This is a genomic window from Microbacterium festucae (assembly GCF_025421715.1).
In the GTDB taxonomy this organism is placed as follows: Bacteria; Actinomycetota; Actinomycetes; order Actinomycetales; family Microbacteriaceae; genus Microbacterium; species Microbacterium festucae.
Window position 1 is genome coordinate 444978 of record NZ_JAOEFC010000003.1, and the last position, 20563, is coordinate 465540.

Genomic DNA, 20563 nt, shown 5'->3' on the forward strand with positions numbered 1-20563 from the left:
TGGGCGCCGGTTCACGTCCGGTCGACGCCGCCGCCCGCGTTCGCCGCGACGGTCGTGCGCATCACCGTCTTGCTCTTGCCGATGTGCCGTTCGAAGGTGAACCCCGCCTTCTCGAACATGGCGCGCGTGCCGTTGTGGAGGAACGACGACGACGTGCGCGTGCCGGGGACGAGCTCGTTGGGGAACGAGACCACCTCCCCGCCACCGGCCTGGGCGATCAGCGCGAGCGCCCCGTCGAGCGCCTCGCGTGCGACGCCGGAGCGACGGTGGTCGCGATCGACGAAGAAGCAGGTGATCCGCCACGGGGCGGGCCGGGTCTCGCCGGCGTCGTACTGCTTGCGGTGGTAGATGCCGGGCAGCTCGAGCGGCGACCCGTACTCGCACCACGCGATCGCGTCGTCGCCGTCGAACACGAGCGCGGCATGGGCCACGCCCTCGGCCACCAGGCGCTGCTTGAATGTGGGGCCGTCGTACTCGCTCTTCACGGTGTGCGCGGTGTCGCCGTGGAAGTAGGAGCAATAGCATCCGCCCCACACGCCGTTGTGCTTCTGCGCGAGCGCCAGCCACGCGGGGAAGGTCGCGGTCGTCAGCGGCTTGATCACGTGCCGCGCGGTCGCCTCCGCCATGGCGCCTCCTCCCGTCGGTGGCCCCAGTATGCTCCGCGGTCGCCGCACGCTGTAGACCCCCACCCATGCCGCGTGCGGCACACGTGCAGGCGCGGGGTAGGGAAGATCGGTAATCTTCGCTCATGACTCTGGGTGTGGGGATGGGGTGGGGGCGGCTGGGGCAGTCGCTCGCACACAACGGCAACGCGTGGCGACGGGTGACCGTGGCGGTGCGACTGACGCCGGAACAGCGTGTGCATGCCGCTGCGCCGATCGTCGCGTTCGACGGCGCGCGGCTGCGCCCCGACGGCGTGGTGCTCCCCGGACTGGGTGTCGTGCGGCACCGGCATCCGGCCGTTCTCAGCCCCTGGCTGCGCACGGTGCGCCTGCTCACCCTCAGCGACGGCAGCCACGCCGTGGAGTACACGGCGCGGTCGCTGGCCTCGGTGGTCACCCCGGTGCGCCTCATCATGCTGGCCATGACCGTGCTGGCTTCGGCCGTCTCGCTGTCGGCGCTCACCACGCGCGACCGGTTCTGGTGGATGCATGCCTTCAGCCGACTGGGCGTGTTCGACGACCTGTCGTCGCTCGCCTTCAACGGCGGCCTGATCGTGTCGGGCATCGTGTCGGGGCTGTTCGCCACGCGGCTGTGGCTCGACCTGGCGCGCCTGTCGCGGCGCGGCGCGCGGCCGGCGGCGGCCGTGGTGGTGCCCGCCCTGTGCATGCTGGCCAGCGTCGGCATCGTGTCGGTGGGGCTGTTCACCGAGTACGCCAACAAGGTCGTGCACGACATCTCGGCGGCCACGCTCGCCCTGGCGTTCGCCGGCATGATGATCACCGCGCCGTGGATGCTGAAGGGCCTCGGCCGCCGGCCGCGCCTGGTCACCCGCATCTGCTCCACCGGGCTGGTCGTGGGCATCACCCTGCACGTGCTCGAGATCATCAACCTGGCGCTGTTCGAGCTCGTGATGTTCGCACTGTTCTTCCTGTGGCTGGTGACGGTGTCGGTCGCCGCCCACAGCCGCCTCCACGCGCACGCCCTGGCCCGCGTCGGCGCTTCGCAGCCCGCCGCGCCGGAGCCGGTCATCGCGGTGCCGCAGACGCCGGTCATCGCGGTGCGTCACGCCGCGCCGCGCCGCATCGCGCCGGTCCGCCCCATATCGATGGCGCCGCGCCGCGTGTCGGCCGGTCGCGCCACCCGTGCCGTGCGCGTGGACCGCGCCCGCCCGCGCGTGCGCCGCACGGTCGCCCCGCGCCCGCACCGCAGAGAGCTCGCCCGCCGGCCGTAAGCTCGACGGGTGTCCCACCCCCGCATCTCCGAAGCCGCGCGGATGCCGGTGTGGTTGGCCGTCGGCGGCGCCGTGCTGGTCGGCGTGCTCACGGCGCTGCAGGCGCGCATCAACGGTCAGCTCGGCGGCATGCTCGGCGACGGCTTCGTCGCCGCGGCGATCTCGTTCGGCTCGGGACTGATTGCGCTGATCGTGCTGTCGACGGTGCTCCCGGCCGGGCGGCGCGGGTTCGCGCAGCTGTCGGCGGGCGTGCGGGAGCGCCGCATCCCGTGGTGGATGCTGGGCGGCGGCGCCGCCGGTGCGCTGACGGTGGCCACCCAGGGGCTCGCCGTCGCGGTGATCGGCGTCTCGCTGTTCACCGTCGGCGTCGTGGCCGGGCAGACCCTGCACGGGCTCGTTCTCGATCGCATCGGCTACGGCCCGGCCGGCGTGGTGGCCGTCACCGTGCCGCGCGTGATCGGCGGGGCCCTCGCCCTCGGGGCGGTGGTGGTGTCGCTGCAGGGCGGCGCGCTCGAGCGCGTGCCGCTGTGGATGCTGCTGCTCCCGTTCGCCGCGGGCGCCGGCATCGCCTGGCAGCAGGCCACCAACGGTCGCCTGCGTCAGCGGGTCGGCACGCCCCTCACGGCGACCCTCGTGAACTTCATCGGCGGCACCGGCATCCTCGTCGTGCTGGCCGCGGTGAGCGTGGCCGTCTCGGGGATGCCGGCTGCCCTGCCGACGCAGCCGTGGGTGTACCTCGGCGGGGTGATCGGGGTGACCTACATCTTCTTGTCGGCGGCGCTCGTGATGCATACCGGCGTGCTGCTGCTGGGCCTGGGCACCGTCGTCGGGCAGCTCGTCACGGCCTTCGTGCTCGACGCGCTGTGGCCGGCGCCCGCCTCACCCGGGTGGGTGCTGCAGCTGATCACCATCGGGATCGCGCTCGCCTCGGTGGTCGTGGCCACCGCGCCGCGCCGGCGCTGAGCGCTTACAGCGCGATGTCGCCGCCGGCGTGCGCGCCGCCCTGATGCTTCTTGCCGCCCTTGTCCTTCTTCTTCTGCTTCTTCTTGCCCTCGGCGGCGGGCAGGCGGCTGAGGTGCTTTCCCGCGTCGACGGGCTTGCGCCGGCTCGGGCGGGAGCGCACCGGCTTGCCGCCGACGTACAGCCACCCCAGCAGCGCCTCGTCCTTGCCCAGGCTGTGGAGCTTCGCCACCGCCTTCGAGCGGGTCGCCTCGCCGGTGCGCCAGAACACGCCCCAGCCGGCATCGTCGAGCAGCAGGCTCAGCATGTGGGCGACACCGGATGCCACGGCCTCCTGCTCCCAGTGCGGCACCTTGCTCTTGCGGTAGCTCGCCACCACCGCGATCAGCAGCGGCGCCCGCAGCGGCTTCGTGGATGGCTTCTTGTCGCCCTCCGCCTTGGCGATGGCCTCGCCCAGCCGCCGGCGGTCGGCGCCGCGCAGCTCGATGAGACGCCAGGGGCGCAGCGACGAATGGTCGGCCACCCGCCCCGCGGCACTGACGAACTCTGCGAGCTCGTCAGTGCTGGGGGCCTCGTCGGTGACCTTCGACCAGGAGCGGCGGTCGCGGACGGCCTCGAAGGCGCCCGTCATGCGTCCGTCTCGGCCGGGGTGGCCTCGGCGCCCTCGGGCGCGAACGACAGCGACAGCGAGTTCATGCAGTAGCGGTCGCCGGTGGGCGTGCCGAACCCGTCGGGGAAGACGTGGCCCAGGTGCGAACCGCACGCCGCGCACCGCACTTCGGTGCGCTGCATGCCGTGGCTGCGGTCGTCGATCAGCTCGACGGCCTCGGGACGCACCGACTCGTAGAAGCTCGGCCACCCGCAGTGCGAGTCGAACTTGGTGCCGGAGCGGAACAGCTCCGCCCCGCACGCGGCACAGGTGTACAGGCCCGCGCGGCTCTCGTCCAGCAGCTCACCGGTCCAGGCGCGCTCGGTGCCGGCCTGGCGCAGCACCGCGTACTGCTCCGGGCTGAGCTCCTCGCGCCACTGCTGGTCGGTCTTGTTCACTCGATATGTCATGGGGATGTCCCTCCTGATCCCATTCAACATCAGCGCGCCGCTCGCTGTTCCTGCCCGTGTGCGACGTAGCGTGGACGGATGGCCCTCTCCGCGCGCGATCTGACGATCCTCGACTTCGAGGCGCGCTGGGATCGGCACGGCGCGGCCAAGGAGGAGGCGGTGCGCACCGAGCTCGGTCTCACCCCGGCGCGGTACTACCAGCTGCTCACCCGGCTGCTCGACGACGCCGACGCCCTCGCCCACGACCCGCTGCTCGTGCACCGGCTGCGACGCCGACGCGACGTGCGCCGCAGCGCCGTGGCATCCGGCGTCGAGCAGGCGCTCATCTCCGGCCGGTAGCATTCTCGGGTGCCCCACACCCCCGCCGCACCGGACCGCTTCGACGACCTTCCCGCCGACTCCGCCCGTGTCGGGGCGCACCGCGCCGAGAACCCCCGCATCCGCGCGGGCGTCGTCTTGGTCTGGACGATCGTCTCGATCGTCGTGCTGGTGACCGCGGGCATCGTGGGCACGCTCCTGGCCACCGGCAAGATCGCCCTGGCCCCGTCGCCGGCGGTCAGCGTCGCGCCCTCGCCGAACGTCGACCCCGTCGTCGACCCGTCGTACCCCGTGCTCGTGCTCAACGCCACCACGCGCGACGGCCTGGCCGGACAGGTGCGCGAGCAGCTGGTCGGTGCCGGCTGGGCGGCCGGTGACGTCACCGCGGGGGAGGCCGGGTCGCAGGATTTCGCCCACACGACCGTCTACTACTCCAACGACGCCGACCAGGCGGCCGCCCTCGGGGTCGCCGAGGTGCTCGGCGGTGCGCGCACCGAGCAGAGCGAGGCCTACGTCCCCGCCGACGACCCGAACACCGGCGACGTCGACGAGAGCCAGGCCAAGCAGCTGGTCGTCGTGATCGGCGCCGACTGGGCGGGCGAGGGCGTCACTCCCTGACGCATCGGATGCCGCGTGTTTCACGCGTGTGAACACTTCGGTGCGCGTGTGTCAACACTTGCGGCATCGGCGAATCCGCCGCTCCGGCCGTGGTTAGCATTGCCACGTTCCGCCGCAGCATCAGGAGATTCACATGGCCCAGGGCACCGTCAAATGGTTCAACGCCGAGAAGGGATTCGGCTTCATCACCGTCTCCGACGGCGAGGACGTCTTCGTCCACTACTCCAACATCGACATGTCGGGATTCCGCGTGCTCGAAGAGGGACAGGCGGTGGAGTTCACCGTCGGAACGGGCCAGAAGGGCCCGCAGGCGGAGTCCGTCCGCCCCCTCTGAGCGCCCCGCTCGTCAGCGCCTGTGGCGCTGTGTGTCGTGCCCTCCCCGGCGGCTTGCACTCTCCAGGGTCGAGTGCCAGAATGGCTTAGCACTCCATCTTGCTGAGTGCTAAAGACCATCGTCTACGTCCGGGAGGGACGACACACATATGGCTAAGATCATCGCTTTCGACGAGGAGGCCCGCCGCGGCCTCGAGCGCGGCCTGAACATCCTCGCCGACGCCGTCAAGGTGACCCTGGGCCCCCGCGGCCGCAACGTCGTGCTCGAGAAGAAGTGGGGCGCTCCCACCATCACGAACGACGGTGTCTCGATCGCCAAGGAGATCGAGCTCGACGACCCGTTCGAGAAGATCGGCGCGGAGCTCGTCAAGGAGGTCGCCAAGAAGACCGACGACGTCGCCGGTGACGGCACCACGACCGCCACGGTGCTCGCTCAGGCGCTCGTGCGCGAGGGCCTGCGCAACGTCGCGGCCGGCGCCGACCCCATCTCGCTGAAGAAGGGCATCGAGAAGGCCGTCAAGGCCATCTCCGACGAGCTGCTCGCCTCGGCCAAGGAGGTCGAGACCAAGGAGGAGATCGCCGCCACGGCATCCATCTCCGCCGCCGACCCCGAGATCGGCGCGCTGATCGCCGAGGCCATCGATAAGGTGGGCAAGGAAGGCGTCGTCACCGTCGAGGAGTCGAACACCTTCGGCACCGAGCTCGAGCTCACCGAGGGCATGCGCTTCGACAAGGGCTACCTGAACCCCTACTTCGTCACCGACCCGGAGCGTCAGGAAGCGGTCTTCGAAGACCCCTACATCCTGATCGCGAACCAGAAGATCTCCAACATCAAGGACCTTCTGCCGATCGTCGACAAGGTGATCCAGGACGGCAAGGAGCTCGTCATCATCGCCGAGGACGTCGAGGGTGAGGCTCTCGCGACCCTCGTGCTCAACAAGATCCGCGGCATCTTCAAGTCGGCTGCCGTCAAGGCCCCCGGCTTCGGCGACCGTCGCAAGGCGCAGCTGCAGGACATCGCGATCCTCACCGGTGGCCAGGTCGTCACCGAAGAGGTCGGCCTCAAGCTCGAGAACGCGACGCTCGACCTGCTCGGTCGTGCCCGCAAGGTCATCATCACCAAGGACGAGACCACCATCGTCGAGGGTGCCGGCGACGCCACGCAGATCGAGGGTCGCGTGACCCAGATCAAGCGCGAGATCGACAACACCGACAGCGACTACGACCGCGAGAAGCTCCAGGAGCGCCTCGCGAAGCTCGCCGGCGGCGTGGCCGTCATCAAGGCGGGCGCGGCCACCGAGGTCGAGCTCAAGGAGCGCAAGCACCGCATCGAGGACGCCGTCCGCAACGCGAAGGCTGCCGTCGAAGAGGGCATCGTCGCCGGTGGTGGCGTGGCCCTCATTCAGGCCGGCTCGAAGGCGCTCGGCGCCCTGGAGCTGACCGGTGACGAGGCGACCGGTGCCAACATCGTGCGCGTCGCGATCGAGGCCCCGCTCAAGCAGATCGCCCTCAACGCGGGCCTCGAGCCCGGCGTCGTGGCCAACAAGGTCTCGGAGCTGCCCATCGGTCACGGCCTGAACGCCGCGACCGGCGAGTACGGTGACCTGTTCGCACAGGGCATCATCGACCCGGCCAAGGTCACCCGTTCGGCGCTGCAGAACGCCGCGTCGATCGCGGGCCTGTTCCTCACCACCGAGGCGGTCGTCGCCGACAAGCCCGAGAAGGCCGCCGCGCCCGCCGGCGACCCGACGGGTGGCATGGACTTCTGAGTCCGCAGCGATCCACGGAAGGGCCCCTCTTCGGAGGGGCCCTTCCCCGTTTCTTGCGGGTGATGGCGGCCGTGTCCGGGGGAAGCCGCCGCGTCAGCGGAACAGACCGGCCGCGGTCAGCTCGGTCTGCGCGTATTGCGCGCCGACGTGGCCGAGGGCCGCGCCGATATCGGCCAGGGCGGCGTCGAGGTCGCGCTGGGCGGCGCGCCAGCGCTCCACCACGCCCTGGAAGGCCACCGAGGCGGTACCGGTCCAGCTGCCCTGCAGCTGCGTGAGCTGGGCGAGCATCGCGGCGGTGTCGGCCTGCAGCCGGTCGCCGGTGGCGCGGATGCCGGCCGTGGCGACCATGACCTGGTCGCTGTCGACGGAGAAGACGGCCATGAGGGCTCCTTTCGAGAGGGTGCGCCCCACGGTAGGCCGCCCCGCGGCATCCGCCGGCGCGGCCCGACGCATCGGGGGAGCGATCGTGCCCGCGGCGGAATGGTGAGGAAGCTGCCACGGGCGCCCGCCCCGCCGCGCAGAGCCCGGCCTCTCAGAGCCCCGGTGCCCGGTCGCTCAGGGCTCAAGAGCCCCGGGGCTCAGCTGCCGGGGCGGAGCCGGGGGAGCGGCTGCGTCGCGATCGACAGGTGCTCCTGCGGGTCGCGGGTGCGCGCCAGCGGGAACGCGACGCGGAAGGTCGCGCCGCCGCCGGGGGTCTCGACGACCTCGATCGACCCGTGCAGGGCGTCGACGATCGACGCGACGATCGACAGCCCCAGTCCCGATCCGCCGGTCTCGCGGGTGCGGGAGTTGTCGGCGCGCCAGAAGCGCTGGAAGATCTTGTCGCGGATCTGCGCCGGGATGCCCTCGCCGTGGTCGACGATCGCGATCCAGCCCATGCCGCCGGTCTCGTCGACGCCGACGGTGATCTCGATCGGCGAGCCCTCGGGGGTGTAGCGGCGCGCGTTGGCGAGGAGGTTCGCGACGACCTGACGGATGCGGTGCTCGTCGCCGAGCACGATGGGCGCCCACCGCAGCGGCATCGTGAGCGGGCCGGTCTCGGTGCCGGCGGTGTCGGCCGCGCCCTCGCCGGCGCCGTCGCCGGTGCGGGGGCGGCGGCGCAGCAGCGAGCGGGTCGCCCCGGCCAGCCCCGCCGTCGCGGGACGCCGGCGCCCGGTCTTGGCGGTGCCGGTCACCGGCTGCGAGGCGGTGATGGTCGCCAGCGGGCGGGCGATGCTCTCGTCCACGAACCGGACGGTGCGATCGGGCGCGGTCACCCCCATGTCCATCGCCGCGTCGCGGCCGATCGGGCGCAGATCGATCTCGGTGATGGCGATATCGCGACGCTCGTCGAGGCGGGCCAGGGCTAGCAGGTCTTCGACCAGCGCGCCCATCCGCACCGCCTCTTTCTCGATGCGCTCCATCGACTGCGCGGTCTGCTCGTCGCCCGAGATGGCGCCCATGCGGTAGAGCTCGGCGTAGCCGCGCACGGTGACCAGGGGAGTGCGCAGCTCGTGGCTGGCATCGCCGATGAAGCGTCGCATCTGCTGCACGGTGGCGTCGCGCTGGGCGAGCGCTTGATCGACGCGGTCGAGCATCGCGTTAATGGCGTGGGTGAGCCGCCCCACCTCGGTGGTGGGGGAGTTCTCGCCCATGCGCTGGCTGAAATCGCCCGCCGCGATCGACATGGCGGTGCGCTCGACCTGCCCGAGGCTGCGGAAGGCGAGGGTCACCGCGCCGCGGGTGAGCAGCGCCCCGCCGAGGATGGTGAGCAGGGCCAGAACCGTGTAGATGCCGATGTAGGTCGCGACGGTCTGGTTGACCGAGGTCAGCGGCAGCGCCACCATCTGCGTGTACTGGTTGTCGACGACCCCGTCGATGGGCGGCAGGAAGTCGACGCCGACGTGGAACGTCGCCCCGCCCTCGGCGGCGGGAAGGGTGAACGGCTCGCCCAGCCGCATGTAGGTCTTCTCGAGGGTGAAGCTGTCGGGGAAGTCGGGTTCCGAGACCCCGCTGCCCCCGGCCGATCCGAGGAACTGCCCGTCGGGCCCGTAGACGGCCACGAGGTACTGCGTGGCCGGAGCCGACTCGTCGGCACGGAACTGCGGCACGCCGTCGGTGACCGTCACCGTCATGAGGGTGCTCGCCACATCGGTGGGGGCCAGCTGCATGAGGTAGTCGTCGAGCGCCTGGATCTGCGCGTTGCGCAGGAACACCATGGTGCCCACGCCCGCCGCGACCAGGCCCACCGCGAGCACGCCGACGGTCACCCCGGTGATCTTCGCGCGCAGGCTGATGCCGCGCCACCACGAGGTGACACGGTCGGTCTTGCGACGCGGTGCGGTCAGGAGCGGCCCTCTCGCCCGGTCAGGCGGACTTGGCCGTCTTGAGCATGTAGCCGAAGCCGCGCTTGGTCTGGATCAGCGGCTCGCTGGAGTGCGGATCGATCTTGCGGCGCAGGTAGGAGATGTAGCTCTCGACGATGCCCGCGTCGCCGTTGAAGTCGTACTCCCAGACGTGATCGAGGATCTGCGCCTTGCTCAGCACCCGGTTGGGGTTGAGCATCAGGTAGCGCAGCAGCTTGAACTCGGTGGGCGACAGGTCGATGGGCACATCGCCGACGATGACGTCGTGGGTGTCCTGGTCCATCGTCAGCTCGCCGGCCTTGATCGTCGACTCCTCGTCGGACTGCATCGTGCGGCGCAGGATGGCCTGGATGCGCGCGACGATCTCATCGAGGGAGAAGGGCTTGGTGACGTAGTCGTCGCCGCCGGCGTTGAGGCCCTCGATCTTGTCCTCGATCTCGTCTTTGGCGGTGAGGAAGAGGATCGGCGCGGTGTAGCCGGCGCCGCGGAGGCGCTTGGTCACACTGAAGCCGTTCATGTCGGGCAGCATGACGTCGAGGATGATGAGGTCGGGTTCCTCCTCGAGCACGGCCGAGATGGTCTGCGCACCGTTGGCCACGGCGCGCACCTGGAATCCCGCGAACTTCAGGCTCGTCACCAAGAGGTCTCGGATGTTCGGCTCGTCGTCCACAACGAGGATGCGCGGTGCAGTCATAGGTTCATACTGGCACCGGATGCCATGTGTCCGCTGGATATCGGCGGGCGTGGGCCCACCACTGCGAGGATGGGACCATGACGCCGACCCGCGCCCTGCCCGCCGACGCCACCTCTCCGGGGCTCGCCTTCCACCGCCTCGTGTTCGCCCGCCGCCGCAGCGCCTGGTGGACGCCGCTGCTGACCGGACTGCTCGGCGTGGCCCTGTACGCCGTGATGCTGCTGATCGTCGTGGCCGTCGTCATCGTCGCCTCGCTGCTCGTGCCCGGCGCCGCCGGCTGGATGATGTCCATCACCGAGACGGCCGCGTTCGACCTCACCGACCCGCTGTCGATGCTGCTGCTGCTCGGCACGATCGTGCTGATGCTCCCGGCCTACGTCATCGCCTCGCGCATCGTCAACGGGGCCCGCGTGGGACTCGTCTCGTCGGCGGCCGGACGGCTGCGGTGGGGCTGGATGCTGCAGTGCACGGCGCTGGCGGCCGTGCTGGCCACCGTGCTCACCGTCGCCACGTTCCTCCTGCCTTCGGATGCCGACGCGACGGGCGCCGGCGTGGTGCCGCCGTCGCAGAACCCGGCGCTGTGGGCGAGCCTGGCCGTCATCGTGCTGGTGGTGCCGCTGCAGGCCGCCGCCGAGGAGTACGTCTTTCGCGGGTACCTGCAGCAGGCGATCGGCCGGTGGCTGCGGCATCCGCTGTTCGCGATCCTGCTGCCGGTGCCGCTGTTCGTGCTCGGTCACCTCTACGACCCGCTCGGTCAGGCCGCCGTCGGACTGTTCGCCGTCGTGGCGGGCTGGCTCACCTGGCGCACCGGCGGGCTGGAGGCGGCCATCGCCCTGCACGTCGTGAACAACCTGTCGGCGTTCCTGCTGGCGCTGATGGGACTGTCGGACGTCAACGAGAGCGCGCCCGGGGTGGCCAGCTTCGTGTTCTCGTTCGTGATCACCGTCGGCTTCGCCGCGCTCGTGGAGGTTCTGCTGCGCCGCCGCCCGCTGCCGCGCACGCTCGTGCTGACCGCGCCGGTGGTGCCGGTGGCGCCTCAGGTGCCCGTGGCGGTTCCGGCGGGGAGCGCCTCGACCCCGTAGGTTTCGGCTCGCTGCGCTCGCTCAACCTTGTCCCGCAAGGGATCAACGCCGCTATGCGGCATTGATCCCTTCCGCGTCAAGAATCGTGTAGCTGTAGCCCTGCTCGGCGAGGAAGCGCTGACGGTTCTGCGCGAAGTCCTGGTCGACGGTGTCGCGGGCGATGAGGGTGTAGAAGCTGGCGGTGTGCCCGTTGGTCTTCGGGCGCAGCAGGCGGCCGAGGCGCTGGGCCTCCTCCTGGCGGGAGCCGAACGACCCCGACACCTGGATGGCCACGGAGGCCTCGGGCAGGTCGATCGAGAAGTTGGCGACCTTCGAGACGACCAGCACGCTGAGCTCACCGCTGCGGAATGCGCCGAACAGCTGCTCGCGCTCGTCGACGGGGGTCGCACCGGTGATCTTCGGGGCGCCGAGGGCGTCGGCGAGCACGTCGATCTGGTCGAGGTACTGCCCGATCACCAGGATCTGCTCGCCGGCGTGCCGCTCGACGAGGTCGCGGACGACGCCGATCTTGGCGTGCGCGGTGGCCGCCAGTCGGTAGCGCTCGTCGTCGGCGGCCGCGGCGTACTCCAACCGGTCGGATGCCGGCAGGTCGACGCGCACCTCGTAGCAGACGGCCGGTGAGATGAAGCCCTGCGCTTCGATCTCCTTCCACGGTGCGTCGAACCGCTTGGGGCCGATGAGGCTGAACACGTCGCCCTCGCGGCCGTCTTCGCGCACGAGGGTCGCGGTGAGGCCGAGGCGGCGGCGGGCCTGCAGGTCGGCGGTGAGCTTGAACACCGGGGCGGGGAGCAGGTGCACCTCGTCGTAGACGATGAGCCCCCAGTCCAGGGCATCCAGCAGCGCCAGGTGGGCGTAGTTGCCCTGCCGCTTGGCGGTGAGGATCTGGTAGGTCGCGATCGTGACCGGCTTGACCTCTTTGACCTGGCCGGAGTACTCGCCGATCTCCTCGGGGGTGAGGGAGGTGCGCTTGAGCAGCTCGTCGCGCCACTGCCGGGCCGAGACGGTGTTGGTCACCAGGATGAGCGTCGTCGTCTTGGTGTCGGCCATCGCGGCCGCGCCGACGAGGGTCTTGCCGGCGCCGCAGGGGAGAACCACGACGCCCGACCCGCCTTGCGTGAAGATGTCGACCGCCTGCCGCTGGTAGGGGCGCAGCGTCCAGCCGTCTTCGGCGAGGTCGATCTCGTGCGGGGTGCCGGGGGTGTAGCCGGCGAGGTCTTCGGCGGGCCAGCCGATCTTCAGCAGCTCCTGCTTGATGTGCCCGCGCGCCCACGCGTCGATCTCGTGGGTGTCGGGGGAGGGGCGGCCCACCAGCAGCGGCTGGATGCGCTTGTTGCGGGCGACCTCGGCGAGCACGGCCGGGTCGGATCCGCGCAGGATCAGGCGCTCCTCGGCGTCGCGCTCGATCACCAGGCGCCCGTAGCGGCCCACCGTCTCGCGGATGTCGAGCGACACCGACGGCGGCACCGGGAAGCGCGACCAGCGGTCGAGGGTGGCGAGCATGTCATCGGCCTGATGCCCCGCTGCGCGGGCGTTCCACAGTCCCAGCCGGGTGATGCGGTAGGTGTGGATGTGCTCGGGGGCGCGCTCGAGCTCGGCGAAGATCGCGAGCTCGTGGCGCGCGTTCTCCGCGTCGGGGTGCGCCACTTCCAGGAGCACGGTGCGATCGCTCTGCACGATGAGGGGGCCGTCAGCCATAACGGACCAGTTTACCTGTGCTGCGGTGACCGGCGGCCCGGACGGGTGGCCGGCGGAGCGGTCGGGCGTTCGCGCGGGTGTCAGGCGGGGCGGATGCCGGTGATGCTGGTCACCGGCAGGGTGCGCTCGACGTCGGCGGCGCGGTCGAGGCCGCGCAGGCGCCCGCCGCCCAGGCCCGCCGCCTCGACGGTGAACTCCCGCTCCGACCCGTCGGGCAGGCGCACCGCGACGACGATGGTCGAGCGGGCGCGCACGGCGAGTTCGAGCTCGCGGCTGAGCCAGCCGGCGCCCGAGTCGCGCTGCTGCGCGGCGCGCAGGCGTGCCAGCAGCGCGGAATGGTCGGGGCGGCCCGCGGCATCGAGGGCGCTGGCCAGCCGGTGGCGGTCGAGGGTGACCCGCTCGCCGGCGGCGTCGAGGGCGATCACCGGATAGCGTGCGTCGGCCAGCATCCAGAAGGTCGTCTCGCTGCTGGCGCGCGAGAGCAGCGCCGCACCGTCCGCGTCGTCGTCGAAGCGCAGACCCAGCGGCCGCAGCGCCTGGTCGACGGCGATGGTGCGCAGCAGATCGGCATCCGTACTGGTCACGCGGGTGCCGAGCACCGGGTCGGGCGCGACGCGCACGGCGCCGTGCCGGGCGGCGGTGCGCTCGATCTCGTAGGCGAGGGGCTGCGGCAGGCCGGTGAGGGAGAGCGACTGCAGGAAGTCGCGCAGCGAATCGGCCGTCTCGCCGGCGGTGAGGGCGGCATTGAGGGTCTCGGAGGTGAACCGGTAGCTCGAGGCCTGGGCGCGCGATTCGCGCCGGGCCATCGTGCGCAGCCGCAGATCGAGGGTCGGCTGCAGCGGACCGGGCGCGATCGCGGTGAGATCGTTCTGCAAGAAGACGCGGTCGACCTCGGGCGGCAGCAGGGCGCCGAGGGCCTCGGTGTCGGCGTCGGCGCCGGCCGCCAGCGGCGCGGCGAACGCGGCCGGGGTGCCCGTGGCATCGAGCATCGCCCAGCGCCGCAGCAGCCGTCGCAGGCGCGCGGCCTGGGCGGGCCAGGCCGCGTCGAACGGGTGCACGCCCGGCCAGTCGGCCGCGGCGACCCAGCCGCCGTCGGGCGTGCGCAGCGCGGGCGGAAGGGCCTCGCGCAGGTGGCGGGCCACGACGTGCCAGCGCTCGAGCGTGCCGGCGGCGAGCCAGTCGCGCCCGGCGGGCGTGACCAGCCACAGACGCTCGGCGGCGGCGACGAGCCCAGCCGCCTCGGCGATGCCGAGAAGGTCGTCGGCCGCGTCGGCGTCGTCGGCGGCGCCGCTCTCGACGAGGCGGCGGCGGTCGGCGGCGCCCAGCGCGCCCGAGCCGATGCGGGCCGGGGGTGCGGTGAGCGCGGTCTGCAGGATGTCGGCGAGCGAGGCCGATGCGGCGAACGCCCGCTCGGCCGCGTGCGCGTCGCTCTCGCGCTCCGCGGCGCCGACGGCGGCAGCGTCCGCGACCGCGGTGCGGGGCAGGGCGGCGAGGGCATCGGCGACGGGGGCGTAGGGGTGACCGTCGGCGTCGACGAGCGCCGCGGCGGTCAGGCGGGCACGCACCTCCTCGGCGACCGGCGCGCCGGTGCGGGCGGCGGATGCGAGAGCATCGGCATCCGCGGCACTCAGGCCGGTGAGGAAGCGGGTGAGGGTCGTCGGGTCGAGGAGGCCCTCGGCCACGTCGAAGAAGTCGGCCCACGAGACGCTCGCCGGCACGCGGCGCACGGCCAGCAGCGACGTCAGCGCGTCGTCGTCGGAAGCCGCCAGCTGTTCGGCCAGAGCGCGTGCGTCCGAAGCTGCCACGACTCAGCGGCCTCGGCCGGCCCGAGCCTTTCGGATGAAGGTCATGATCAGCACCGTCAGCAGCAGCGCGAAGGCCAGCAGCGGGGCGAAGTAGACGACCACGCCCACGGTGGGCCATGCGCCCGACTTCATGTCGGCGCCGGACGACGAGCCGATCATGATCGCCAGGAACGCGGCGATGGACAGCACGAGCAGTCCCAGCGACATGAACGCCAGGATGCGGTCGATGCGGCGGACCGGGAGGTCTTGGCCGGAGGACGGTGTGCTCATCCGTCCCAGCCTAGTGCGTCGGGGCGGGGTCTCCGGGTTGGTGGTGCCCTAGTGTTGAGGTGGGGCCGACGGGCCCCGGTTCCACTCTGCCCGCCGGTCGCGGGCGTACTCCAGCGAGGTTCAGCAATGCCCAGCGGCAAGGTCAGGTACTACGACGAGGCGAAGGGCTTCGGTTTCATCACCGCCGAAGACGGTCAGGACGTGTTCCTGCACGCCTCCGCCCTCCCCGCCGGCGCGGTCGTCAAGCCCGGCGCGCGGGTGGAGTTCGGTGTCGCCGACGGCCGCAAGGGCCCGCAGGCCCTGTCGGTGCGCGTGCTCGAGGCTCCCGTGAGCCTCGCCCAGCGCAACCGCATGAAGGCCGAGGACATGGCGATCGTCGTCGAAGACCTCGTGAAGCTGCTCGACGGCATCGGCGGCGACCTGCGGCGCAACAACTACCCCAAGGGTGCGCAGGCGAAGAAGATCGCGGCGATCCTGCGCAAGGTTGCCGATGACCTCGACGCCTGAGCCGGTCGACGAGCGGCTGCTCAACGCCCACGACCTCGCGCGCGCCGCGCTGCGTGAGATCACGCCCGACGCGACGGTCGGCGATGTCGCCGGCCACACCGTCGAAGAGGGCGGCGTCGTGTCGCTGCGCTTCCACAACCGTCTGGCCGCCTACCCCGGCTGGTTCTGGACGGTGAGTGTCGCCGTCGTCGAAGACGCCGAGCCCACCGTGCTCGAAGTCGAACTGCTCCCCGGTGAGGGCGCGCTCGTCGCCCCCGACTGGGTGCCGTGGGCCGTGCGCCTGGCCGACTACCAGGCCGCGCAGGCCGCGCTCGCCGAGACCGCGGATGTCGACGACTCAGGCGACGACGAGGATGACGACGACGAGGACGACGACGAGCTGAGCGATCTCGACGACGTGGACGCCGACGACTTCGACGAGGACGGCTCGCCGATCCTCCACGCCGGCGACCTCGACGGCGTCGACATCGACGAACTCGACGACACGGAGGACGACGACTCCGACGAGGACGACGACACCGTCTGACCCAGCGGTGCCGTCGTCGCGCTGATCGGCGGGATCAGCCCTTCAGGCCGTCGATGATGAACTCGATGCACTTGACGAGCTGACGCACGTCGTCGGGCTCGATCGAGACGAACGTGGCCACGCGCAGCTGGTTGCGGCCGAGCTTGCGGTAGGGCTCGGTGTCGACGATGCCGTTGCCGCGCAGGCTCGCCGCGACGGCGGCCGCGTCGACGGTGTCGTCGAAGTCGATCGTCGCGACCACGGGCGAACGGTGCTCGGGGTCGGTGACGAACGGGGTCGCGTAGGCGACCGACTCGGCCCAGTCGTACAGCACGCCCGACGACTCGCGGGTGCGCGCCGACGCCCAGCCGAGGCCGCCGTTGCCGTTGATCCACTCCAGCTGCTTGTCGAGCAGGTGCAGGGTGGCCACGGCGGGGGTGTTGAGCGTCTGGTTCAGACGCGAGTTGTCGAGCGCGTTCTTCAGGCTCAGGAACTCGGGGATGTACCGGCCGGATGCCGCGATGCGCTCGATGCGCTCGATGGCCGCCGGCGAGACCGCCGCGAACCACAGGCCGCCGTCGGAGCCGAGGTTCTTCTGGGGGGCGAAGTAGTAGACGTCGCACTGCGAGACGGCGAAGTTGATGCCGCCCGCCGCGCTCGTGGCGTCGATGATCGTGAGCGCGCCCTCGTCGCCGGCCACGCGGGTGACCGGGGCGAACACGCCGGTGGAGGTCTCGTTGTGGGGCCAGCCGTACACGTCGACGCCCTCGACGGGCTCGGCGGTGGTGCGCGAGCCCGGGTCGGCCTTGCGCACGTCGGGGGCTTCCAGCCACGGGGTCTTGGCGGCGGCGGCGAACTTGCCGCCGAACTCGCCGAACACGATCGCCTGGGCGCGGTTCTCGATGAGGCCGAACGCCGCGGCATCCCAGAACGCGGTCGACCCGCCGTTGCCGGCGATGATCTCGTAGCCGTCGGGCAGGCGCAGCAGGTCGGACAGTCCGGCGCGCACCTGGCCGACGAGGTTCTTGATGGGCGCCTGGCGGTGCGAGGTTCCCATCAGCACCGAACCGGGCCCGGCGAGCGAGGCGATCTGCTCGGCGCGGATCTTGGACGGGCCGCAGCCGAAGCGTCCGTCGGTGGGCAGGATCTCGCGAGGCAGCGTGACGTGGGCCATGCCCCGATTGTAGGGGTGACCCCGCACCTCTCCGGGCATCGCAGCCGTCACAAAGGATAGGCTGGCTTTGCTTTCCGACACCCCGTATCGAGGCCTCACATGACCGATCTGATCGACACCACCGAGATGTACCTGCGCACCGTCCTCGAACTCGAGGAAGAGGGCATCGTGCCCCTGCGCGCCCGCATCTCCGAGCGGCTCGGCCACTCCGGGCCCACCGTGTCGCAGACCGTCGGCCGCATGGAGCGCGACGGACTGATCGTGGTCTCCGAAGACCGCTCCCTCGAACTGACGGATGCCGGACGGCAGAAGGCTGTCGACGTCATGCGCAAGCACCGTCTGGCCGAGCGCCTGCTCAGCGACGTGATCGGGCTCGACTGGGCCTACGTGCACGACGAGGCCTGCCGGTGGGAGCACGTGATGAGCGAGCACGTCGAACGCCGCCTGATCGAGCTGCTCGACCACCCCACCGAGTCGCCGTACGGCAACCCGATCCCGGGCCTCGACCAGCTGGGCGATGCCCCGGCGCGCACGTTCGACGAGGGCGTGGTCGGCCTGGTGCGGCTGCTGGGCACGCTCGACGGCGCCGTCAGCGCGACGGTGCGCCGCCTCGCCGAGCCGGTGCAGGTCGACCCCGAGCTGCTCGGCCAGCTGCGGGGCGCGGGCGTGCTCCCCGGAGCGCCCGGAACCTTCCAGTTCAGCGAGGGTTATGTGCTGGCCCAGATGGACGGTCACGACGAGGGACTGGAGCTGCCCGTGGAGGTGGCATCCCACATCTTCGTCGTCGATGCGCGCGTCGAAAACTGAGGATCCGCGCAAAGAGATGCCCTGCAGGGGGCCGTTACGTGACTTATTCGTTACCTTCCGGTAGCCTCTGAGAGTCCGTCGGCGAGAAGCCCGCCACAGGACCGCCACCCGAATTGCCTCTCCGGTTCGTCGTTCGTGCGGTGAAGCCCTACGCCTGCGTCCGCGCACGCGACACACATAGTGCCGACGAACCAGTGCCCTCGGGCGCGGAGGCGCCGGAGGAACTATTGGCTGAAAAGTACGACCCGTCCGAAGACGCACCCGAAACGTCGACGACGGCCCCCACTCGGCGAGACCGCGCCCAGCGTCCCTCGGCACAGCGCTCGCCCGCCCGCCGTCCTGCCGCGAAGGCGCCCGCGACCACGTCGCCCGCCCGCCCCACCCGCGGTGCCGCGCACCACGTGCGCAGCTTCTTCACCGTCGCCGCCGTGGCCGGTCTCGTGGCCACCGTCGCGATCCCGGCGTTCGCCGCGACCAAGACCGACACCGCCGAGGCCGTGACGATCCAGCAGGTCGCTGCCGACAACGCGCAGTCGCTCGTCGTGGCCTCCGAGGCCTCGCCGGCCGCCTTCGACCGCGGCGGCTACAGCGCCACCACGCCCGAAGAGATCGCCAAGGTCAAGGCCGAAGAGGCCGCAAAGGCCGCGCTGGCCGCCCGCGTCGCCGCGCGCAGCGCGTCGTCGTCGTCGTCCTCTTCCTTCGCCGGCACGATCGCCCAGTCGATCGCCGCCTCCGGCGAGGTCGTGCGCCCGCTCACCTCGTTCAACAACTTCGGCACCCCCTACGCCGGCCACAAGGGCACCGACTACATGGCCGACCGTGGCACCCCGATCTACTCGATCGCCGACGGCGTCGTGGTGGCCTCCACCGAGAGCGGCCCGGGCTGGGGCGTCTACGTGAAGATCGCCCACAACATCGGCGGTACGAGCGTCACCTCGCTCTACGCGCACATGCTCTACGGCAGCCGTCAGGTGCAGGTGGGCGACACGGTGCACGCCGGTCAGCTGCTCGGCCAGGTCAGCGACACCGGTCGCGCCTTCGGCACGCACCTGCACCTCGAGATCTACGTGAACGGCGCCTGGACCAACGCCGAGTCGTGGCTGCAGGCCAACGCGCGGTGACGCGCGGCATCCGTTTCCTCACGCGTTGCGCCCCGGTCGGTTCCGGCTGGGTTACTCTGATCCCGACGCTCGCATGAGCTGAGGGGGAGCAGATGGACGCACGACCCCGCATTCGAACCCTGGATGCGCTAGGCCGTCATGTCCTTCGGCATCGTGTGCACGACACCCGCGGCTTCGGCCGTGGATGTGAAGGCGCTGTCATTTCGACAGCGCCTTTTTTCGTGCCCGCGCCCGCTCGTCACGCGCAGCGCCGCAGTCGGACAACCGCTGAAGCCGTCACGGCAGTTCGAGAGGAATCTCATGCGCACTCTGGTGCTGAACGCAGGATATGAACCCTTGGCCATCGTGTCGTTCAAGCGGGCCCTGGTGCTCGTGATGAACGACAAGGCCACCGTCGTCGAACGTGTCGACGGCGACCCCGTCTGGGGCACGCGGGGCAGACACGATCGACCCGCCGTGATCCTGCTGACGCGCTATGTGCGCGTGCCGGGCGCGCGTCGGGTGCCGGTGACCCGCCGCGGGGTGCTGCGCCGCGACGCCCACCACTGCGGCTACTGCGGGAAGGCGGCCAGCACGATTGACCACGTGCTGCCGCGCTCGCGTGGGGGCGCCGACTCGTGGGAGAACCTCGTGGCCTGCTGCCTGCGGTGCAACAACGTCAAGGGCGATCGCACCCCGCAGGAGATGAACTGGGAGCTCCGCTTCCTGCCGCAGCCGCCGCACGGCGCGCACTGGACGGTGCGGGGCACCGAGCGCAGCGAGCCGTCGTGGGAGCCGTATCTCGGGATGGCCGCCTGAGCGACCGCTGACCTTCTCGCGCCCGGCTTCCGCCGATGTCGGAAGTCGAGCGTATCTTCGACACGCACGCCTTGAAGGCGTCGTACAGATGTTCTAATCTGTCACGGTGAAGGTCGGAGTGAGGTCGTTCGTGGGCAACACTGCTGTCGCAGAACTGCGCGCCCGCGTCGAGCAGCTGCAGGGGCGGCGGCTCGATACGCCGGTGCTGCCGACCCATCCCGCCCTGGCGGGGCTGCTGCCCGGTCGGGGGTTGCGCACCGGATCGAGCTACGCGCTCGGGCCGTCGATGTCGCTGCTGTTCGCGCTGCTGGCCGCACCGTCGCAGGCGGGCTCGTGGTGTGCCGTGGTGGGGATGCCGGGGCTCGGCGCCGAGGCGGCCGCGCACGCGGGGGTCGACCTCTCCCGCCTGGTGGTCGTGCCCGAGCCCGGGGCGCGGTGGCTCGCGGTGACGGCCACCCTGGCAGATGTGCTGCCGGTGGTGGCGGTGCGTCCTCCCACCCGCGCCAAGGATGCCGAGATCTCGCGGCTGGCGGCACGCATGCGCGAACGGGGGTCGGTGCTGCTCGTGCAGGGGCCGTGGCCGCAGACCGAGGCGATGCTCGACGTCGACGCGCCGCAGTGGTCGGGGCTCGGCGACGGGTACGGCATCCTCGCCGAGCGGGAGATCACGGTGACCGTGTCGAGCCGGCGCTTTCCGGTGCCGCGGCGCACGCGGGTGCTGCTGCCCTCGGCCGGCGGCGAGGTGGCCGCGACGGTCGAGAGCGACGTGGCCGTGGGCGACCGGCCGCGCATGCGGGCGGTGAGCTGAC

At 71.3% G+C, this 20563-nt stretch carries 23 protein-coding genes; 13 read left to right on the forward strand and 10 right to left on the reverse strand.

Translation table 11 applies throughout. The features are described 5' to 3' along the window. Positions 1 to 11: 11 nt before the first annotated feature. The gene (locus tag N3K63_RS12455; RefSeq protein WP_261580498.1) at positions 12 to 626 is read right to left on the reverse strand and encodes a GNAT family N-acetyltransferase; all 615 of its coding nucleotides are present in this window, start codon (positions 624 to 626) and stop codon (positions 12 to 14) included. 122 nt (positions 627 to 748) lie between these two features. Here N3K63_RS12455 and N3K63_RS12460 point away from each other — a divergent pair, with 122 nt between their 5' ends. Both N3K63_RS12460 and N3K63_RS12465 read left to right on the forward strand, forming a co-directional pair. Further along, positions 749 to 1894 carry a DUF998 domain-containing protein gene (locus N3K63_RS12460; RefSeq protein WP_261580499.1) on the forward strand — a complete coding sequence of 382 codons (1146 nt, stop codon included), beginning with the start codon at positions 749 to 751 and terminating at the stop codon, positions 1892 to 1894. Between the two features lie 42 nt (positions 1895 to 1936). Then, positions 1937 to 2857, forward strand: coding sequence for a DMT family transporter (locus N3K63_RS12465; RefSeq protein WP_261580581.1), 921 nt, complete (start codon positions 1937 to 1939; stop codon positions 2855 to 2857). A gap of 4 nt (positions 2858 to 2861) precedes the next feature. Here the strand turns inward: N3K63_RS12465 and N3K63_RS12470 are convergent, their stop codons facing one another. Together N3K63_RS12470 and msrB are read right to left on the reverse strand one after the other, a co-directional pair. Continuing rightward, positions 2862 to 3485 (reverse strand): nitroreductase family protein, encoded by a 624-nt coding sequence (locus tag N3K63_RS12470; RefSeq protein ID WP_261580500.1) that lies wholly within the window; start codon positions 3483 to 3485, stop codon positions 2862 to 2864. Next, positions 3482 to 3913 carry a peptide-methionine (R)-S-oxide reductase MsrB gene (gene msrB, locus N3K63_RS12475; RefSeq protein ID WP_261580501.1) on the reverse strand — a complete coding sequence of 144 codons (432 nt, stop codon included), beginning with the start codon at positions 3911 to 3913 and terminating at the stop codon, positions 3482 to 3484. Before msrB ends, N3K63_RS12470 begins: the two co-directional genes overlap by 4 nt. A 78-nt stretch (positions 3914 to 3991) precedes the next feature. On the opposite strand from msrB, the gene N3K63_RS12480 reads away from it, so the two are divergent. The 4 genes from N3K63_RS12480 to groL all read left to right on the forward strand — a co-directional run bounded on the left by N3K63_RS12480 (position 3992) and on the right by groL (position 6951). Next, the gene (locus tag N3K63_RS12480; RefSeq protein ID WP_261580502.1) at positions 3992 to 4252 is read left to right on the forward strand and encodes a DUF3263 domain-containing protein; all 261 of its coding nucleotides are present in this window, start codon (positions 3992 to 3994) and stop codon (positions 4250 to 4252) included. A 9-nt stretch (positions 4253 to 4261) separates the two neighbouring features. Continuing rightward, positions 4262 to 4849: a LytR C-terminal domain-containing protein gene (locus tag N3K63_RS12485; protein ID WP_261580503.1), complete on the forward strand. Its 588-nt coding sequence runs from the start codon at positions 4262 to 4264 to the stop codon at positions 4847 to 4849. A 133-nt stretch (positions 4850 to 4982) separates the two neighbouring features. Beyond that, positions 4983 to 5183 carry a cold-shock protein gene (locus N3K63_RS12490; RefSeq protein WP_261580504.1) on the forward strand — a complete coding sequence of 67 codons (201 nt, stop codon included), beginning with the start codon at positions 4983 to 4985 and terminating at the stop codon, positions 5181 to 5183. 148 nt (positions 5184 to 5331) lie between these two features. Further along, positions 5332 to 6951: a chaperonin GroEL gene (gene groL / locus N3K63_RS12495; RefSeq protein ID WP_261580505.1), complete on the forward strand. Its 1620-nt coding sequence runs from the start codon at positions 5332 to 5334 to the stop codon at positions 6949 to 6951. Positions 6952 to 7044: 93 nt separating this feature from the next. Here groL and N3K63_RS12500 read toward each other — a convergent pair whose 3' ends face one another. The 3 genes from N3K63_RS12500 to N3K63_RS12510 form a co-directional block, all read right to left on the reverse strand. Next, positions 7045 to 7332, reverse strand: coding sequence for a WXG100 family type VII secretion target (locus N3K63_RS12500; RefSeq protein WP_261580506.1), 288 nt, complete (start codon positions 7330 to 7332; stop codon positions 7045 to 7047). Positions 7333 to 7529: 197 nt separating this feature from the next. Then, positions 7530 to 9200 carry a sensor histidine kinase gene (locus N3K63_RS12505; RefSeq protein ID WP_261580507.1) on the reverse strand — a complete coding sequence of 557 codons (1671 nt, stop codon included), beginning with the start codon at positions 9198 to 9200 and terminating at the stop codon, positions 7530 to 7532. A 97-nt stretch (positions 9201 to 9297) separates the two neighbouring features. Next, entirely contained in the window at positions 9298 to 9990 is a 693-nt protein-coding gene (locus N3K63_RS12510; RefSeq protein WP_261580508.1) for a response regulator transcription factor, read from the reverse strand. Positions 9991 to 10067: 77 nt separating this feature from the next. On the opposite strand from N3K63_RS12510, the gene N3K63_RS12515 reads away from it, so the two are divergent. Continuing rightward, positions 10068 to 11072: a CPBP family intramembrane glutamic endopeptidase gene (locus N3K63_RS12515; RefSeq protein ID WP_261580509.1), complete on the forward strand. Its 1005-nt coding sequence runs from the start codon at positions 10068 to 10070 to the stop codon at positions 11070 to 11072. A 51-nt stretch (positions 11073 to 11123) separates the two neighbouring features. Here the strand turns inward: N3K63_RS12515 and N3K63_RS12520 are convergent, their stop codons facing one another. From N3K63_RS12520 to N3K63_RS12530, 3 genes are all read right to left on the reverse strand, one after another. Then, positions 11124 to 12767: a DNA repair helicase XPB gene (locus N3K63_RS12520; protein ID WP_261580510.1), complete on the reverse strand. Its 1644-nt coding sequence runs from the start codon at positions 12765 to 12767 to the stop codon at positions 11124 to 11126. Positions 12768 to 12847: 80 nt separating this feature from the next. Next, the gene (locus N3K63_RS12525) at positions 12848 to 14572 is read right to left on the reverse strand and encodes a helicase-associated domain-containing protein (RefSeq protein WP_261580511.1); all 1725 of its coding nucleotides are present in this window, start codon (positions 14570 to 14572) and stop codon (positions 12848 to 12850) included. A 3-nt stretch (positions 14573 to 14575) separates the two neighbouring features. Beyond that, positions 14576 to 14842 (reverse strand): multidrug ABC transporter ATPase, encoded by a 267-nt coding sequence (locus N3K63_RS12530; RefSeq protein WP_261580512.1) that lies wholly within the window; start codon positions 14840 to 14842, stop codon positions 14576 to 14578. Between the two features lie 126 nt (positions 14843 to 14968). Here N3K63_RS12530 and N3K63_RS12535 point away from each other — a divergent pair, with 126 nt between their 5' ends. Both N3K63_RS12535 and N3K63_RS12540 read left to right on the forward strand, forming a co-directional pair. Beyond that, on the forward strand, positions 14969 to 15349 hold the full coding sequence (locus N3K63_RS12535; protein ID WP_261580513.1) for a cold-shock protein: 381 nt from the start codon (positions 14969 to 14971) through the stop codon (positions 15347 to 15349). Further along, on the forward strand, positions 15333 to 15875 hold the full coding sequence (locus tag N3K63_RS12540) for a DUF3027 domain-containing protein (RefSeq protein WP_261580514.1): 543 nt from the start codon (positions 15333 to 15335) through the stop codon (positions 15873 to 15875). The genes N3K63_RS12535 and N3K63_RS12540 overlap by 17 nt, the downstream gene beginning before the upstream one ends. A 34-nt stretch (positions 15876 to 15909) precedes the next feature. Here the strand turns inward: N3K63_RS12540 and serC are convergent, their stop codons facing one another. Next, a complete protein-coding gene (serC, locus tag N3K63_RS12545; RefSeq protein WP_261580515.1) occupies positions 15910 to 17028 on the reverse strand; it encodes a phosphoserine transaminase in 1119 nt (372 codons plus the stop codon). 99 nt (positions 17029 to 17127) lie between these two features. On the opposite strand from serC, the gene N3K63_RS12550 reads away from it, so the two are divergent. From N3K63_RS12550 to N3K63_RS12565, 4 genes are all read left to right on the forward strand, one after another. Further along, positions 17128 to 17835 (forward strand): metal-dependent transcriptional regulator, encoded by a 708-nt coding sequence (locus tag N3K63_RS12550; RefSeq protein ID WP_261580516.1) that lies wholly within the window; start codon positions 17128 to 17130, stop codon positions 17833 to 17835. Between the two features lie 227 nt (positions 17836 to 18062). After that, on the forward strand, positions 18063 to 18956 hold the full coding sequence (locus N3K63_RS12555) for a M23 family metallopeptidase (RefSeq protein ID WP_261580517.1): 894 nt from the start codon (positions 18063 to 18065) through the stop codon (positions 18954 to 18956). Between the two features lie 300 nt (positions 18957 to 19256). Next, positions 19257 to 19754 (forward strand): HNH endonuclease, encoded by a 498-nt coding sequence (locus N3K63_RS12560; protein WP_261580582.1) that lies wholly within the window; start codon positions 19257 to 19259, stop codon positions 19752 to 19754. A gap of 130 nt (positions 19755 to 19884) precedes the next feature. Then, positions 19885 to 20562: a hypothetical protein gene (locus tag N3K63_RS12565; protein ID WP_261580518.1), complete on the forward strand. Its 678-nt coding sequence runs from the start codon at positions 19885 to 19887 to the stop codon at positions 20560 to 20562. Position 20563: the final 1 nt, after the last annotated feature.